General features: G+C 58.7%; 12 protein-coding genes and 1 pseudogene. 10 read left to right on the top strand and 3 right to left on the bottom strand.

The genetic code is table 11. The features are described 5' to 3' along the window. From AC1DWM_RS26180 to AC1DWM_RS26170, 3 genes and pseudogenes are all read left to right on the top strand, one after another. Nucleotides 1–152, top strand: a pseudogene (locus AC1DWM_RS26180) (IS5/IS1182 family transposase); the annotation flags it as partial. A gap of 405 nt (nucleotides 153–557) precedes the next feature. Then, nucleotides 558–1907 (top strand): NCS2 family permease, encoded by a 1350-nt coding sequence (locus AC1DWM_RS26175; RefSeq protein ID WP_223513925.1) that lies wholly within the window; start codon nucleotides 558–560, stop codon nucleotides 1905–1907. A gap of 79 nt (nucleotides 1908–1986) precedes the next feature. Further along, nucleotides 1987–2613: a LysE family translocator gene (locus tag AC1DWM_RS26170; RefSeq protein ID WP_477796517.1), complete on the top strand. Its 627-nt coding sequence runs from the start codon at nucleotides 1987–1989 to the stop codon at nucleotides 2611–2613. Between the two features lie 196 nt (nucleotides 2614–2809). On the opposite strand, the gene uraH is transcribed toward AC1DWM_RS26170, so the two are convergent. Then, nucleotides 2810–3163, bottom strand: a complete 354-nt coding sequence (uraH, locus tag AC1DWM_RS26165; RefSeq protein WP_007944445.1) for a hydroxyisourate hydrolase — start codon at nucleotides 3161–3163, stop codon at nucleotides 2810–2812. A 429-nt stretch (nucleotides 3164–3592) separates the two neighbouring features. Here uraH and puuE point away from each other — a divergent pair, with 429 nt between their 5' ends. The 7 genes from puuE (at nucleotide 3593) to AC1DWM_RS26130 (ending at nucleotide 11000) form a co-directional block, all read left to right on the top strand. Then, the gene (puuE, locus tag AC1DWM_RS26160) at nucleotides 3593–4519 is read left to right on the top strand and encodes an allantoinase PuuE (protein ID WP_477796516.1); all 927 of its coding nucleotides are present in this window, start codon (nucleotides 3593–3595) and stop codon (nucleotides 4517–4519) included. After that, complete coding sequence (uraD, locus tag AC1DWM_RS26155) at nucleotides 4516–5031, top strand: 2-oxo-4-hydroxy-4-carboxy-5-ureidoimidazoline decarboxylase (RefSeq protein ID WP_223513942.1); 516 nt, start codon at nucleotides 4516–4518, stop codon at nucleotides 5029–5031. The genes puuE and uraD overlap by 4 nt, the downstream gene beginning before the upstream one ends. A gap of 92 nt (nucleotides 5032–5123) precedes the next feature. Continuing rightward, nucleotides 5124–6119 (top strand): allantoicase, encoded by a 996-nt coding sequence (gene alc, locus AC1DWM_RS26150; RefSeq protein ID WP_223513943.1) that lies wholly within the window; start codon nucleotides 5124–5126, stop codon nucleotides 6117–6119. A gap of 122 nt (nucleotides 6120–6241) precedes the next feature. Beyond that, the gene (locus AC1DWM_RS26145) at nucleotides 6242–6745 is read left to right on the top strand and encodes an ureidoglycolate lyase (RefSeq protein ID WP_008146154.1); all 504 of its coding nucleotides are present in this window, start codon (nucleotides 6242–6244) and stop codon (nucleotides 6743–6745) included. A gap of 50 nt (nucleotides 6746–6795) precedes the next feature. Further along, the gene (locus AC1DWM_RS26140; protein ID WP_223513944.1) at nucleotides 6796–8097 is read left to right on the top strand and encodes a urate hydroxylase PuuD; all 1302 of its coding nucleotides are present in this window, start codon (nucleotides 6796–6798) and stop codon (nucleotides 8095–8097) included. Nucleotides 8098–8264: 167 nt separating this feature from the next. Beyond that, nucleotides 8265–9623, top strand: coding sequence for a nucleobase:cation symporter-2 family protein (locus AC1DWM_RS26135; protein WP_477796515.1), 1359 nt, complete (start codon nucleotides 8265–8267; stop codon nucleotides 9621–9623). 591 nt (nucleotides 9624–10214) lie between these two features. Next, nucleotides 10215–11000 carry an outer membrane protein OmpK gene (locus tag AC1DWM_RS26130; RefSeq protein WP_477796514.1) on the top strand — a complete coding sequence of 262 codons (786 nt, stop codon included), beginning with the start codon at nucleotides 10215–10217 and terminating at the stop codon, nucleotides 10998–11000. Between the two features lie 138 nt (nucleotides 11001–11138). Here AC1DWM_RS26130 and AC1DWM_RS26125 read toward each other — a convergent pair whose 3' ends face one another. Together AC1DWM_RS26125 and AC1DWM_RS26120 are read right to left on the bottom strand one after the other, a co-directional pair. Then, nucleotides 11139–12311, bottom strand: a complete 1173-nt coding sequence (locus AC1DWM_RS26125; RefSeq protein WP_477796513.1) for a patatin-like phospholipase family protein — start codon at nucleotides 12309–12311, stop codon at nucleotides 11139–11141. Nucleotides 12312–12346: 35 nt separating this feature from the next. Further along, on the bottom strand, nucleotides 12347–13279 hold the full coding sequence (locus AC1DWM_RS26120; RefSeq protein WP_452627555.1) for a lipid A biosynthesis lauroyl acyltransferase: 933 nt from the start codon (nucleotides 13277–13279) through the stop codon (nucleotides 12347–12349). Nucleotides 13280–13373 lie beyond the last annotated feature (94 nt).

The following is a 13373-nucleotide window of genomic DNA, read 5'->3' as shown; positions in this document are numbered from 1 at the left end:
ACCTTAAACAGTGGTTATTTGGTAACGCGCGCTTCTTGCTGCGACAGCTTGAAGGCGCGAGGGCTGAAATGGCCTTGGCGGTGAACGCCTATAACCTGAAAAGAGCGATTAACGTGCTGGGCGTGCGTCAGATGATGGCGCTGATGGACTGAAAAGCCTTTTTTCGTCTGCTGTGAGCACAAAAGCAAACGCCCCGAACAAGTCGGGGCGTTTGCTGGAACCACCATCAGTGTGTTTTCACACAGTCTGCAATGGCCGGTTTATTTGTTTTTGCCATCCCCCCTCAGGCTCGCTCCCAAAGGTGAGCGCTTGTCCCTGTGGGAGCGAGCCTGCTCGCGATGGCGTCGGCACAGGCGATATATCTCAATCACCAAACTTTTCGCAAACGAAATGGAAAACATTATTTGCTTTTTTTGTATACAAAAGCATAATCCACTTCGTGCGAGTTCTTGACCTCGTGGTCAACATATTCGCAAGTGCCTTGCCTCAAAGGGCCGCTGCCACCCTCATGGGTCCGGTCCTGGAAATAACAATAAAACTCTTGAGGAGTACTCGCTGTGGAAAGCCGCAAATCCGAAGCATCGACGCTGGATCTCTCGCCGCCATTACGCAATGGCTTGCTTGAACGCATCTTCAAACTCAGCTTGCATGGCACCACGGTGAAGACCGAGCTGATTGCCGGTCTGACAACCTTCATCACGATGGCTTACATCATCTTCGTCAACCCCAATATCATGGCTGACGCCGGGATTGATCACGGTGCCGCGTTTGTCGCGACCTGCATCGCGGCTGCGCTGGGTTGCCTGTTAATGGGCCTCTACGCCAACTGGCCCGTCGGCCTGGCGCCGGGCATGGGCTTGAACGCTTTCTTCACCTACACCGTGGTCGGCACCATGGGCTACAACTGGGAAACCGCCCTCGGTGCGGTATTTGTGTCCGGTGTGTTGTTCATGATCCTGACCTTTTCGCGGATTCGCGAATGGCTGCTCAACAGCATTCCAGTGAGCCTGCGCTTCGCCATGGGTGCCGGCGTCGGTTTGTTTCTGGGGCTGATCGGTTTGAAAACCGCGGGCATTGTCGTCGATAGCCCGGCGACCCTGATCAAGCTCGGCTCCCTGCGCGAACCCGGCCCGCTGCTCGCCGCCGTTTGCTTCCTGATGATCGCCATTCTCAGCTATCACAAAGTGTTCGGCGCAATCCTCATCAGCATCATCACCGTCACCCTGGCCGGTTGGGGCCTGGGCCTGGTGCACTACGAGGGCATCATGTCGGCCCCGCCGAGCCTGGCCCCGACCTGGATGGCCATGAATCTGGCCGGCGTATTCAACGTCAGCATGATCAGCGTGGTCCTGGCCTTCCTTTTTGTGCACATGTTCGACACCGCCGGCACTCTGATGGGTGTGGCCCAGCGCGCCAACCTGGTCGGCGCAGACGGCCGGATCGAAAACCTCTCTCGCGCCATGAAAGCCGACAGTGCTTCCAGCGTATTTGGTGCGGTGGTGGGTGTTCCGCCGGTCACCAGTTACGTTGAAAGTGCCGCGGGCGTTGCGGCGGGTGGTCGGACCGGGCTTACCGCCGTGACCGTCGGCGTGCTATTTATTGCCGCGATGTTCTTCGCACCACTAGCCGGGATGATCCCAGCCTACGCCACCGCCGGCGCGCTGATTTATGTGGCGATGCTGATGATGGGCGGTATGAAGCACATCGAATGGGACGAAGCGACCGACAGCATTCCGGCCATCGTCACCGCAATCATGATGCCGCTGACCTTCTCGGTCGCCGACGGCATCGCGCTGGGCTTCATCACTTACGTGGCGCTGAAGGCAGGTACCGGTAAATACAAGGAAATCTCCGTCAGCTTGTGGGTGCTTTGCGCGATCTTCATCGCCAAGTTCATTTTCTTGTAAGCCGCTTACGTTTCAAAAACAGTGTTTCAAAACAGCCTCACCCCGCCGGGTGGGGCTTTTGCACAAATGGAGGAAAGTAATGAGTCTGGAAACCTGGCTGCTGTTCAGCGGCGCTGCGTTGGTGGTGATCCTGATCCCGGGGCCCCTGTCGTTGCTGATGATCAGCAACAGTCTGAATTACGGTTTGCGCCGTTCTTACCCCGCGTTTCTCGGTGGCGTGATCGCATCGATCTGCTTGCTCAGTGCCTCTGCGCTGGGTTTGGGCGCCTTGCTGCTCGCATCGGAGCAGCTGTTCAGCGCGTTGAAAATCGTCGGGGCGCTCTACCTGTTCTACCTCGCGCGGCAGAGCTGGCAACAATCGCGTCAGCCATCCGTGGGTGCCGAAGTGCCTCAGGCGGCGCCAGTGCCACGCTTTCGTGCGCTGTTCGGCCGTGCGTTTGTACTCGGTGCGAGTAATCCGAAAGACATTCTGTTCTTTGCAGCCTTCCTGCCGCAGTTTCTCAGCGCCGAGCAGCCGTTCCTGCCGCAGTTGCTGGTGATGATAGCGACCTGGACGGTGTTGGATCTGCTGTGCAAATTGGCTTATGGGCTGGGTGCGCATGGTGCGGCTCGATATCTGCGCAGTGGCAAAGGGCAGAGTTGGTTCAATCGGGTGAGTGCGGGGTTGTTCAGTGGTGCGGGCGCGGCATCTCTGTTGAGCCGCTAAGAGCATCGCGGGCAAGCCTCGCTCCTACAGGTCATGTGTACGCCACAGGTCCTTGTAGGAGCGAGGCTTGCTCGCGAAGACGCCAGACCAGGCACCACTTTCCCCAAGACGAAAAAAAGCCCGCAGTGTGAGCGGGCGAAAGACCAAAGAAGCTATATGCGCAGTCGCTTCCAGGTTGAGGCAGCTGCTTGGGGGATCAGCTGCCGCGATACGTGGAATAGCTATACGGCGAAATCAGCAACGGCACATGGTAGTGATCCTGTTCCGCAGAGATGCCGAAACGCAGCACCACTACATCGAGAAACGCAGGCTCCGGCAACTGAACGCCACGGGCGCGGTAGTAGTCGCCCGCATGAAACTGAACCTGATAGACCCCGGTACGGTAGTCATCGCCTTGCAGCAGCGGCGCATCGACACGGCCATCGCTATTGGTTGTCGCGCTAGCGACCAATTCCAGGTGCGAACCTTCTACACGGTACAACTCGACCTTGATCGAGCTGCCCGGGCAACCGTGTGCAGCGTCCAAAACGTGTGTAGTCAAACGTCCCATTGATTCTGCGCGCCTGCCTGCGTAGAGCAGTCAGGCCTCGCGCCTCCCGAAGTCAGTTAAAAAGGAGACCGCACCGATTCGGAGCACGAATCACTGCGGCGAGCGATTGATTAAGACACTTTTCAAAAAAATTGTACACAATAAAAACGACCTATTTGCCTCGATGCCCACCAGTCGGTGGTTTTACACCGAATTTAACGCCGCACCATAAGATCAGCGGACCTTCTATCCTTTAGCTGACCACTCAGGCAGGTTTCTTGCAGTATCATCAATTCATGACGTTTCGAGAAAAATGCAAAAAATCAGGCTTACAAATTGAATATAAAGTTGTATACAATCACTCCATCGCAGTGACGCCAGCCTGATATCTCATCGCAAGGCCGCCACACAACCTTGAACACGTCGACACGAATAAGAAGGAAGACTGCAGTGAGCGCTGACTACCCACGCGACCTGATCGGTTACGGCAGTAACCCTCCTCACCCACACTGGCCGGGCAATGCCCGCATCGCTTTGTCTTTCGTACTCAATTACGAAGAAGGCGGCGAGCGCAATATCCTGCACGGCGATAAAGAATCCGAAGCCTTCCTCTCCGAAATGGTCTCGGCGCAGCCGCTGCAAGGCGAGCGCAACATGAGCATGGAGTCTCTTTACGAGTATGGCAGCCGTGCCGGCGTGTGGCGGATTCTGAAACTGTTCAAGGAATTCGATATTCCGCTGACCATCTTCGCCGTCGCCATGGCCGCCCAGCGCCACCCGGATGTGATCCGCGCGATGGTCGATGCCGGTCATGAGATTTGCAGCCACGGCTATCGCTGGATCGACTACCAGTACATGGACGCAGCGCAGGAACGCGAGCACATGCTCGAAGCGATCCGCATCCTCACCGAAATCACCGGTGAGCGCCCACTGGGCTGGTACACCGGCCGCACCGGCCCGAACACCCGTCGCCTGGTGATGGAAGAAGGCGGTTTCCTCTACGACTGCGACACCTACGACGACGACCTGCCCTACTGGGAACCGAACAATCCGACTGGCAAGCCGCACTTGGTGATCCCGTACACCCTGGACACCAACGACATGCGCTTCACCCAGGTCCAGGGTTTCAACAAGGGCGACGACTTCTTCGAATACCTCAAGGACGCCTTCGACGTTCTGTACGCTGAAGGCGCCGAAGCACCGAAGATGCTGTCGATCGGCCTGCACTGCCGCCTGATCGGCCGTCCGGCGCGTCTGGCTTCGCTCAAGCGCTTTATCGAATACGCTAAAAGTCATGAACAGGTGTGGTTCAGCCGTCGTGTCGACATCGCGCGCCACTGGCACGAAACCCACCCGTACCAAGGGGCTGCCCAATGAGCACCTTTCAAACGCTGAAGCCATCGAGCCTGAGCCGCGACGCATTCGTCGCCGCCTTCGCCGACATCTACGAACATTCGCCATGGGTGGCCGAAAAGGCCTTCGACCTGGGCCAGGACGCTTCGATCGACGAGATCGAAACCCTGCACCAGCGCATGAGCGACATCCTGTTGAGCGCCGATCATCAAAGCCAGCTGGCCCTGATCAACGCTCACCCGGACCTGGCCGGCAAAGCCGCCGTCCAGGGCCAGCTTACCGCAGCCAGCACTGAAGAACAGTCTGGCGCGGGTATTCACCAATGCACGGCCGAAGAGTTCCAGCGCTTCACCGAGCTGAACGACGCCTACAAAGCCAAGTTCAAGTTTCCCTTCATCATGGCGGTAAAAGGCAGCAACCGGCATCAGATCCTCGCGGCGTTCGAAACGCGTATTCACAACTCGGTCGACACCGAATTCAAATGCGCGCTGGCGGAGATCAACAAGATTGCGTTGTTCCGTTTACTGACCCTATAGCGAGCTTTGCCCGAGCGACATTGAACGCATACATACATCGCCCAGGGCACTGCAAGCATCCCAAGCCAACTTATTAAAGGCAGACAAGAAGAATGAAAGCTCACGCCGTACCTTTCGAGAAGTTCGTCAACCTGGCCGATGCCCGCTTGGGCACCAAAATCATCTCGGTCACCGATGACTGGTTCGCTGATGCCAACCGCCTGTTCCAGCCGACTCCGGCTGTGTGGAAAGAAGGCGTGTTCGATGACAACGGCAAGTGGATGGACGGCTGGGAGTCGCGCCGCAAGCGCTTCGAAGGCTACGACAGCGCCGTGATCCGCCTCGGTGTACCGGGCTCGATCAAAGGCGTCGACATCGACACTTCATTCTTCACCGGCAACTTCCCGCCGTCGGCCTCCCTGGAAGCCTGTTTCCTGGCTGAAGGCGAGCCGACTGAAAACACCCAGTGGGTTGAAGTGCTGTCGGCCGTCGAGCTGCAAGGCAACAGCCACCACTTCCACGAAATCAACAACGATCAGGCGTTCAGCCACCTGCGCTTCAACATCTACCCGGATGGCGGCGTGGCCCGTCTGCGTGTGTACGGCGTGCCGCACCGCGACTGGTCCGCTGTGGGCGACAACGAGCAAATCGACCTGGCCGCAGCCCTCAACGGTGGCCGCGCCCTCGCCTGCTCCGACGAACACTTCGGCCGCATGAGCAACATCCTCAACCCGGGCCGTGGCATCAACATGGGCGACGGCTGGGAAACCGCACGTCGTCGTACCCCGGGCAATGACTGGGTGATCGTCGCGTTGGGCCATGCCGGTGAAGTCGAGAAAGTCATCGTCGACACCCTGCACTTCAAGGGCAACTACCCGGACACCTGCTCGATCCAGGGCGCATTCGTGAAGGGCGGTACTGACAGCCAGATCGAAACCCAATCGTTGTTCTGGCGCGAATTGCTGCCGGCGCAGAAACTGGAAATGCACGCCGAACACACCTTCGCCGAGCAGATCAAGGCGCTGGGCCCGATCACCCACATCCGCCTGAACGTGTTCCCGGACGGTGGTGTGAGCCGCCTGCGCGTTCTCGGCAAGGTCGCTAAATAAGCGCTGAAGAAAACCTGTAGGAGCACAGCTTGCTGGCGATGGCGTCAGTAAGGACCCCATCGCCGGCAAGCCGTACTCCTACAAAAGCAACACATCAACGAATTCAAGGTAAGAAGACCAGCATGCGCACACTGACAATTGAACCGCTGACCAAAGAAGCCTTCGCCCCTTTCGGTGACGTGATCGAAACCGACGGCAGCGATCACTTCATGATCAACAACGGTTCGACCATGCGCTTTCATAAACTGGCGACGGTGGAAACCGCCAAGCCAGAAGACAACGCGATCATCAGCATCTTCCGCGCCGACGCGCAGGACATGCCGCTGACCGTCAGCATGCTGGAGCGTCACCCGCTGGGCAGCCAGGCGTTTATTCCGCTGCTCGGCAACCCTTTTCTGATCGTGGTCGCGCCACTTGGCGATGAACCTGTATCAGGCTTGGTCCGCGCCTTCGTCACCAACGGCAGGCAGGGCATTAATTACCATCGCGGCGTTTGGCACCATCCGGTGCTGACGATCGAAAAGCGGGATGACTTCCTGGTGGTTGATCGCAGTGGCACAGGCAATAACTGCGATGAGCATTTTTTCAAAGAGGATGAGCGTTTGATCCTCGCCCCCCACCAATAAGAGAAGGTCTGATCACTCGACAACAGAGTGACAGGCGAGAGGTAAAGACTGTGGAAGCACATCTGTTCGAATGGCTGAACCTGAGCGTACGCTGGGTTCACATGATTACTGGCGTGGCCTGGATCGGTGCGTCGTTCTATTTCGTCTGGCTGGAAAACAACCTCAATCGGGTCAACCCGAAAAGTGGTCTGGCGGGCGATTTGTGGGCGATCCACGGCGGCGGTATCTATCACCTGGAAAAATACAAACTGGCTCCACCGACCATGCCGGACAACCTGCACTGGTTCAAATGGGAAGCCTACTTCACCTGGATGTCGGGGATCGCGCTGCTGTGCGTGGTGTTCTACTCCAACCCGACGCTCTACCTTCTGGCACCGGGCAGCAGCCTGAGCGGCCCTGAAGGTGTCATGTTGGGCATCGGCTCGCTGTTCGTCGGCTGGTTCGTCTACTCCTTCCTCTGCGACTCGGCCTTGGGCAAACGCCCTGCCCTGCTCGGCTTTATCCTGTTCGTGCTGATCATTGGCGCCGCTTACGGCTTCAGCAAAGTGTTCAGCGGTCGTGGTGCGTACCTGCACGTCGGCGCGATCATCGGCACCATCATGGTCGGTAACGTGTTCCGCATCATCATGCCGGCGCAACGCGCACTGGTAGCGGCGATCGCCGAGAACCGCACGCCGGATCCGGCACTGCCAGCCAAAGGCTTGCTGCGCTCGCGTCACAACAACTACTTCACCTTGCCAGTGCTGTTCATCATGATCAGCAACCACTTCCCGAGCACCTACGGCAGCCAATACAACTGGCTGATCCTGGCCGGGATCGCGGTGCTGGCGGTGTTGGTGCGTCATTACTTCAACACCCGTCATGACAGTCACAAGTTCGCCTGGACGCTGCCAGTGGCCGCCGTCGGCATGATCAGCCTGGCTTACGTCACCGGCCCTGCGCCGATGACCAGCCCGGACGTGGCCAAGGCGCCGGCGAAGATCGAATACCAACCGCTGCCGGAAACGGCTGTGGGCGGTGGTTTGAAACCCGCTGAAGCCAAACCCGCTGAAGCACCCGCCGCCGCACCTGCCCAGGCGTCTAACGCCGGCCCAGGTTTCGACAAGGTCCACAGCGTGATTCAGGAGCGTTGTGCGGTTTGCCACTCGGCCAAACCGACCAGCCCGCTGTTCAGTGCTGCGCCTGCCGGTGTGATGTTCGACACCCCCGAGCAGATCCGCCAGAACGCCCCGCGCATCCAGGCTCAGGCCGTTACCAGCCAGATCATGCCTCTGGGCAACATCACGCAGATGACCCAGCAGGAACGTGACCTGATTGGTGCCTGGATTGTTCAGGGAGCTCAGACCAACTGATCCATCGTTGAAAAGCTTCGCTGGCAAGCCAGCTCCTACAGATGTGTGTCGCTCACCAATCATGCGACCGACATGAAACCTGTAGGAGCTGGCTTGCCAGCGAATGGCCGCGCCGCGGTCAACACGATGCACAAAATCAAAAGAATAAAAAAGATCCGAGGTGTTGCATGTCCGAGCTATCCGAAGCGCGCATCCCCGACGCACCCGCGATTCAGCGTTTGCCCCTTTTGCAACTGATCCTGGTCGGTCTGCAACATGTTTTGCTGATGTACGGCGGCGCCATCGCGGTCCCGCTGATCATCGGACAGGCCGCTGGCCTGAGTCGTGAAGAGATCGCCTTTCTGATTAACGCCGACCTGCTGGTCGCCGGCATCGCCACCATCGTCCAGTCGCTGGGCATCGGCCCGATGGGCATCCGCATGCCAGTGATGATGGGCGCCAGTTTCGCAGCGGTCGGCAGCATGGTCGCCATGGCCGGCATGCCCGGTATCGGTCTGCAAGGAATCTTCGGCGCGACCATCGCCGCCGGGTTCTTCGGCATGCTCATCGCGCCATTCATGTCCAAAGTAGTTCGCTTCTTCCCGCCTCTGGTGACCGGCACGGTCATCACCTCGATCGGTTTGTCGCTGTTCCCCGTGGCCGTGAACTGGGCCGGCGGTGGCGCAGGCGCCACGCAATTCGGTTCGCCGATTTACCTGACCATTGCTGCGCTGGTGCTGGGCACCATATTGCTGGTGCACCGTTTCATGCGCGGTTTCTGGGTCAATATTTCAGTGCTGATCGGTATGTGCCTGGGCTACGTACTCTGCGGCCTGATCGGCATGGTCGACCTCAGCGGCATGGCACAAGCGCCGTGGCTGCAATTCGTCACCCCGCTGCATTTCGGCATGCCCAAGTTTGAACTCGCGCCGATACTTTCAATGTGCCTGGTGGTGGTGATCATCTTCGTCGAGTCCACCGGGATGTTCCTCGCCCTGGGCAAAATCACCGGCCAGGAAGTTTGCCCACGGATGCTGCGTCGGGGCTTGCTGTGTGATGCCGGCGCCTCGTTTTTCGCCGGGTTCTTCAACACCTTCACCCACTCCTCATTTGCGCAGAACATCGGCCTGGTGCAAATGACGGGTGTGCGTTGCCGTTCGGTGACCATCGTCGCAGGCGGGTTGCTCATTGTGTTGAGCCTGCTGCCGAAAGCGGCGTTTCTGGTGGCGTCGATTCCACCAGCGGTACTGGGCGGTGCGGCGATTGCGATGTTCGGCATGGTCGCCGCCACCGGGATCAAGATTCTTCAGGAAGCCGACATCGGCGACCGTCGCAACCAACTGCTGGTGGCGGTGAGCATCGGCATGGGCCTGATTCCAGTGGTGCGCCCGGAGTTCTTCGCCCACCTCCCGCTGTGGATGAGCCCGATCACCCACAGCGGTATCGCCATGGCCACGATCAGCGCCCTGACGCTGAACCTGCTGTTCAACATTCTTGGTGGCGCCGAACGCGCGGCCATCAACGACTGCACCGCTCACACGCATTAACTCAGACGAGCACCAAACCCTGTGGGAGCGAGCCTGCTCGCGATGACGGCATGACATTCAACACTTGTGTTGACTGACCCGACGCTTTCGTCGGAACGCCGCCCGGAGCAAGCCCGCTCCTACAGGGGGGGGTGCCTGCGCCTCAACAATAAAAACAAGAGGAAGCAACAGATGGTTTTTACCCACTCAAGCCCGTCGTTTAACGACGCCAGGCCAAGCGCCGCCAACCATGCCCCACACCTGTCGTCGGTGCGCTGTTGCGGGGCACTTGAGACCTGGCCAAGTAGTCAGTATTCTCCGCGGCCGCCTGAATCCGCGTTAAAAAAAAGCCCGGATTTAATTTCTGACCAGAAAGCCAACTTATCCCGGCTCTGGACGATACCAAGGCACTCCATACCCCCTCTCAATCGACTGTTCTTGAGCAGCCGAGCGGGCGTTTATTTGTTTTTTGAAAGCCTTGGCGCAGCTCTTGCTATGAGCATTAAAGCTGACCGACTGGATGATTTTTTACCGCTACAGATAGAGGCGCCACACCAGAGCGCCAAACTTAAAAAAATAACGTGGAATCACCTACTTTTTGGGAGCAACCGAATGAAACGTACGTGCACTAGCCTGATGCTGGCGGGATCAATGCTGGCTGGGGGTCAGGCCATGGCCGGCGACTTGCTGCAATGGCAGAACAACAGCCTGTCCTACCTGTATGGCAAGGATTTCCAGGTCAACCCGCGCATTCAACAGACGGTGACCTTCGAACACGTCGATGGCTGGAAATACGGCGACAACTTCTTCTTCATCGACAAGATCTTCTACAACGGCAAGGAAGACGCCTTCGCCGGCGACAACTCCCACTATGGTGAACTGAGCCCGCGCTTGTCGTTTAACAAGATTTTCGACCAGAAGTTTGAGTTCGGCCCGATCAAAGACGTCCTGCTGGCCATGACCTATGAGTTCGGCGAGGACGACACCGAGTCGTACCTGATCGGTCCGGGTTTCGACCTGGCTATCCCTGGCTTCAACTACTTCCAGTTGAACTTCTACAACCGTCACACCGAAGGCGGCCGCCCGGGTGACGATATCTGGCAGGTCTCTCCGGTCTGGTCCTACACCATCCCGGCGGGTAGCTCGGACGTGTTGATCGACGGCTTCATGGACTGGGTAGTCGACAACGACGTGAACAAAGAAGGCGAATACCACGCCAACCTGCACTTCAACCCACAGATCAAATACGACCTGGGCAAGGCACTGAAGCTGGGCGATAAGCAGTTGTACGTCGGTGTCGAGTATGACTACTGGAAAAACAAGTACGGCATCGAAGACAGCCAGGGCTTCAAGACTGATCAGAGCGTGACAAGCTTCCTGGTCAAGGTTCACTTCTGATCTGGCTGTAAGTGGCGTCTGCAAGGACGCCATCGCGGGCAAGCCAAGCGCCCACAGGTTTGAGGTCGTTCTCAAATGATGTAAAYGACACAAAACCTGTAGGAGCGTGGCTTGCCCGCGATGGCCTCACCGCCAATCTCAAGCAGTAACCACAGCCTCCGCCAACCCAAGAAACCGGCAAAGCTCCCCACGCTTGGCCAACGCATCCCGCCGCCCCAGGTCGATCAACTCGCTGCAATACCCCGCCTCGAACAACAGATAACTCAACACCCCTGCCCCGCTCGTCTTGGTCGCCCCCGGTCCGCGCAGAAACAGGCGCAGTGCCGCCGGCAATTCCTGTCGATGCCGCGCCGCAATCTCATCGATCGGCTGACTCGGCGAAATCACCAGCACCTCCACCGGCGCCACGCCCAGCGCACGGGTCGGCGTACCCACGGGCATCAAGTGGCTGAACTGATTCAGACGCTGTAACAACTCGATGTCGCTTTCCAGGCTGTCAATGAACGTACTGTTAAGCATGTGCCCGCCAATCTGCGCCAGCGTCGGCTGTTGCCCGGTATAGGCGCGTTGCAGCGGCTGCTGCGGGTCGACGCCACGCGGGTTGCCGCTGACGCCCACCACCAGCACCCGGCTGGCGCCCAGGTGCAGGGCCGGGCTGATCGGGGCGGATTGGCGCACCGCACCGTCGCCGAAGTATTCCTCGCCGATTTTCACCGGGGCGAACAGCAACGGAATGGCGGAACTGGCCAGCAAATGCTCGACACTCAATTGAGTCGGAACGCCGATTCGCCGATGGCGTAACCACGATTCGATGGTGCCGCCACCCTGATAGAACGTGACAGCCTGACCGGATTCATAGCCAAACGCCGTCACCGCCACCGCTTGCAACTGCTTCTGTGCAATGGCTTCGGCAATCCCGGCCATGTTCAGTTTGTCGTTGAGCAAACCACGCAGTGGCGAACTGTTGAGCAAGGCCACCGGCACGTGAGCGCCAAGCCCCAGCAAACTGTGACTGACAAACCGGCTGGCCTGACTGATGACGCCGGGCCAGTCGCTGCGCAACACCCGATGGCTGCGAAAGCCCTGCCAGAACGCGGTCAAACGCTCGATGGCGCCGCGAAAATCCGTCGCGCCACTGGCGAGGCTGACCGCATTGATCGCCCCGGCCGAGGTGCCGACGATCACTGGAAACGGATTGCTTGCCCCCACCGGCAACAGTTCGGCAATCGCCGCCAGCACGCCTACCTGATACGCCGCCCGAGCCCCGCCGCCGGAAAGAATCAACCCTGTAACCGGTTCTGCAGGACTCATCGCAACACTCCATGGCGCTTAAAGGAATCGGTGACTCAACCGCGTTTTTTGTACAGCTTGGGCTCGCCCGGTGGGCGGCTCTTGAAGCGGCGATGGGCCCAGAGGTATTGCTCCGGGCATTCACGCAAGGCGCTTTCCACCCACTGATTGATGCGGATGCAATCGGCTTCTTCGGTTTCGCCAGGGAAACCTTCGAGCGGCGCATGAATCACCAGTCGATAACCGCTGCCATCGGCCAGGCGCTCCTGAGTGAAGGGCACCACCAACGCCTTGCCCAGCCGCGCAAACTTGCTGGTGGCGGTCACGGTGGCCGCCTGAATGCCGAACAGCGGCACGAAAATGCTTTGTTTGGCGCCGTAGTCCTGATCCGGTGCGTACCAGATCGCTCGGCCCGCGCGCAGCAATTTGAGCATGCCGCGCACATCGTCGCGCTCCACCGCCAGCGAATCGAGGTTGTGCCGCTCGCGACCACGGCGCTGGACGTAGTCGAACAGTGGATTCTTGTGCTCGCGGTACATGCCGTCGATGGTGTGCTGTTGACCAAGCAGCGCCGCGCCGATTTCCAGCGTGGTGAAATGCACCGCCATCAGAATCACGCCCTTGCCATCTTGCTGAGCCTTTTTCAGGTACTCCAGGCCTTCGACATGGGCCAGTTTGGCCAGACGCTGACGCGACCACCACCAGCTCATGGCCATTTCGAAAAAGGCGATGCCCGTGGAGGCAAAGTTTTCCTTGAGCAGGCGCTTGCGCTCGGCGGCGGACTTTTCAGGGAAACACAGTTCAAGATTGCGCTTGGCAATGCGCCGTCGGTCGCCGGCCACCCGATACATCCCGGCACCGAGCAGGCGACCTATAAACAGCAACGCCGGATACGGCAACTGAACAATCAGCCACAACAGCCCCAAGCCACACCACAGTGGCCAGAAACGCGGCATAAGAAATGTTTTTCGAAAACGCGGGCGATCCATTAAAGGTTCCGGAAAGACAATGGCCGCGCATTCTACATCGTTCGACCCGGCTTGCGGCTTGCGGGCGTTCTCGTTATAAGTCTCGGCACTTTTA

The sequence above is a fragment of the Pseudomonas sp. P4_C8 genome (genome assembly GCF_056401975.1).
The sequence above is the reverse complement of the archived record's forward strand: the minus strand, read 5'-3'. Positions and strand labels throughout refer to the sequence as shown.

Bases quoted from the DNA above. Each gene is read 5' to 3' on its own strand.
- uraD (WP_223513942.1), top strand. From the start codon at position 4,516: ATGAGCACCTTTCAAACGCTGAAGCCATCGAGCCTGAGCCGCGACGCA.
- uraH (WP_007944445.1), bottom strand. From the start codon at position 3,163: ATGGGACGTTTGACTACACACGTTTTGGACGCTGCACACGGTTGCCCG.
- alc (WP_223513943.1), top strand. From the start codon at position 5,124: ATGAAAGCTCACGCCGTACCTTTCGAGAAGTTCGTCAACCTGGCCGAT.
- AC1DWM_RS26170 (WP_477796517.1), top strand. From the start codon at position 1,987: ATGAGTCTGGAAACCTGGCTGCTGTTCAGCGGCGCTGCGTTGGTGGTG.
- AC1DWM_RS26130 (WP_477796514.1), top strand. From the start codon at position 10,215: ATGAAACGTACGTGCACTAGCCTGATGCTGGCGGGATCAATGCTGGCT.
- AC1DWM_RS26145 (WP_008146154.1), top strand. From the start codon at position 6,242: ATGCGCACACTGACAATTGAACCGCTGACCAAAGAAGCCTTCGCCCCT.
- AC1DWM_RS26125 (WP_477796513.1), bottom strand. From the start codon at position 12,311: ATGAGTCCTGCAGAACCGGTTACAGGGTTGATTCTTTCCGGCGGCGGG.
- AC1DWM_RS26135 (WP_477796515.1), top strand. From the start codon at position 8,265: ATGTCCGAGCTATCCGAAGCGCGCATCCCCGACGCACCCGCGATTCAG.
- AC1DWM_RS26120 (WP_452627555.1), bottom strand. From the start codon at position 13,279: ATGGATCGCCCGCGTTTTCGAAAAACATTTCTTATGCCGCGTTTCTGG.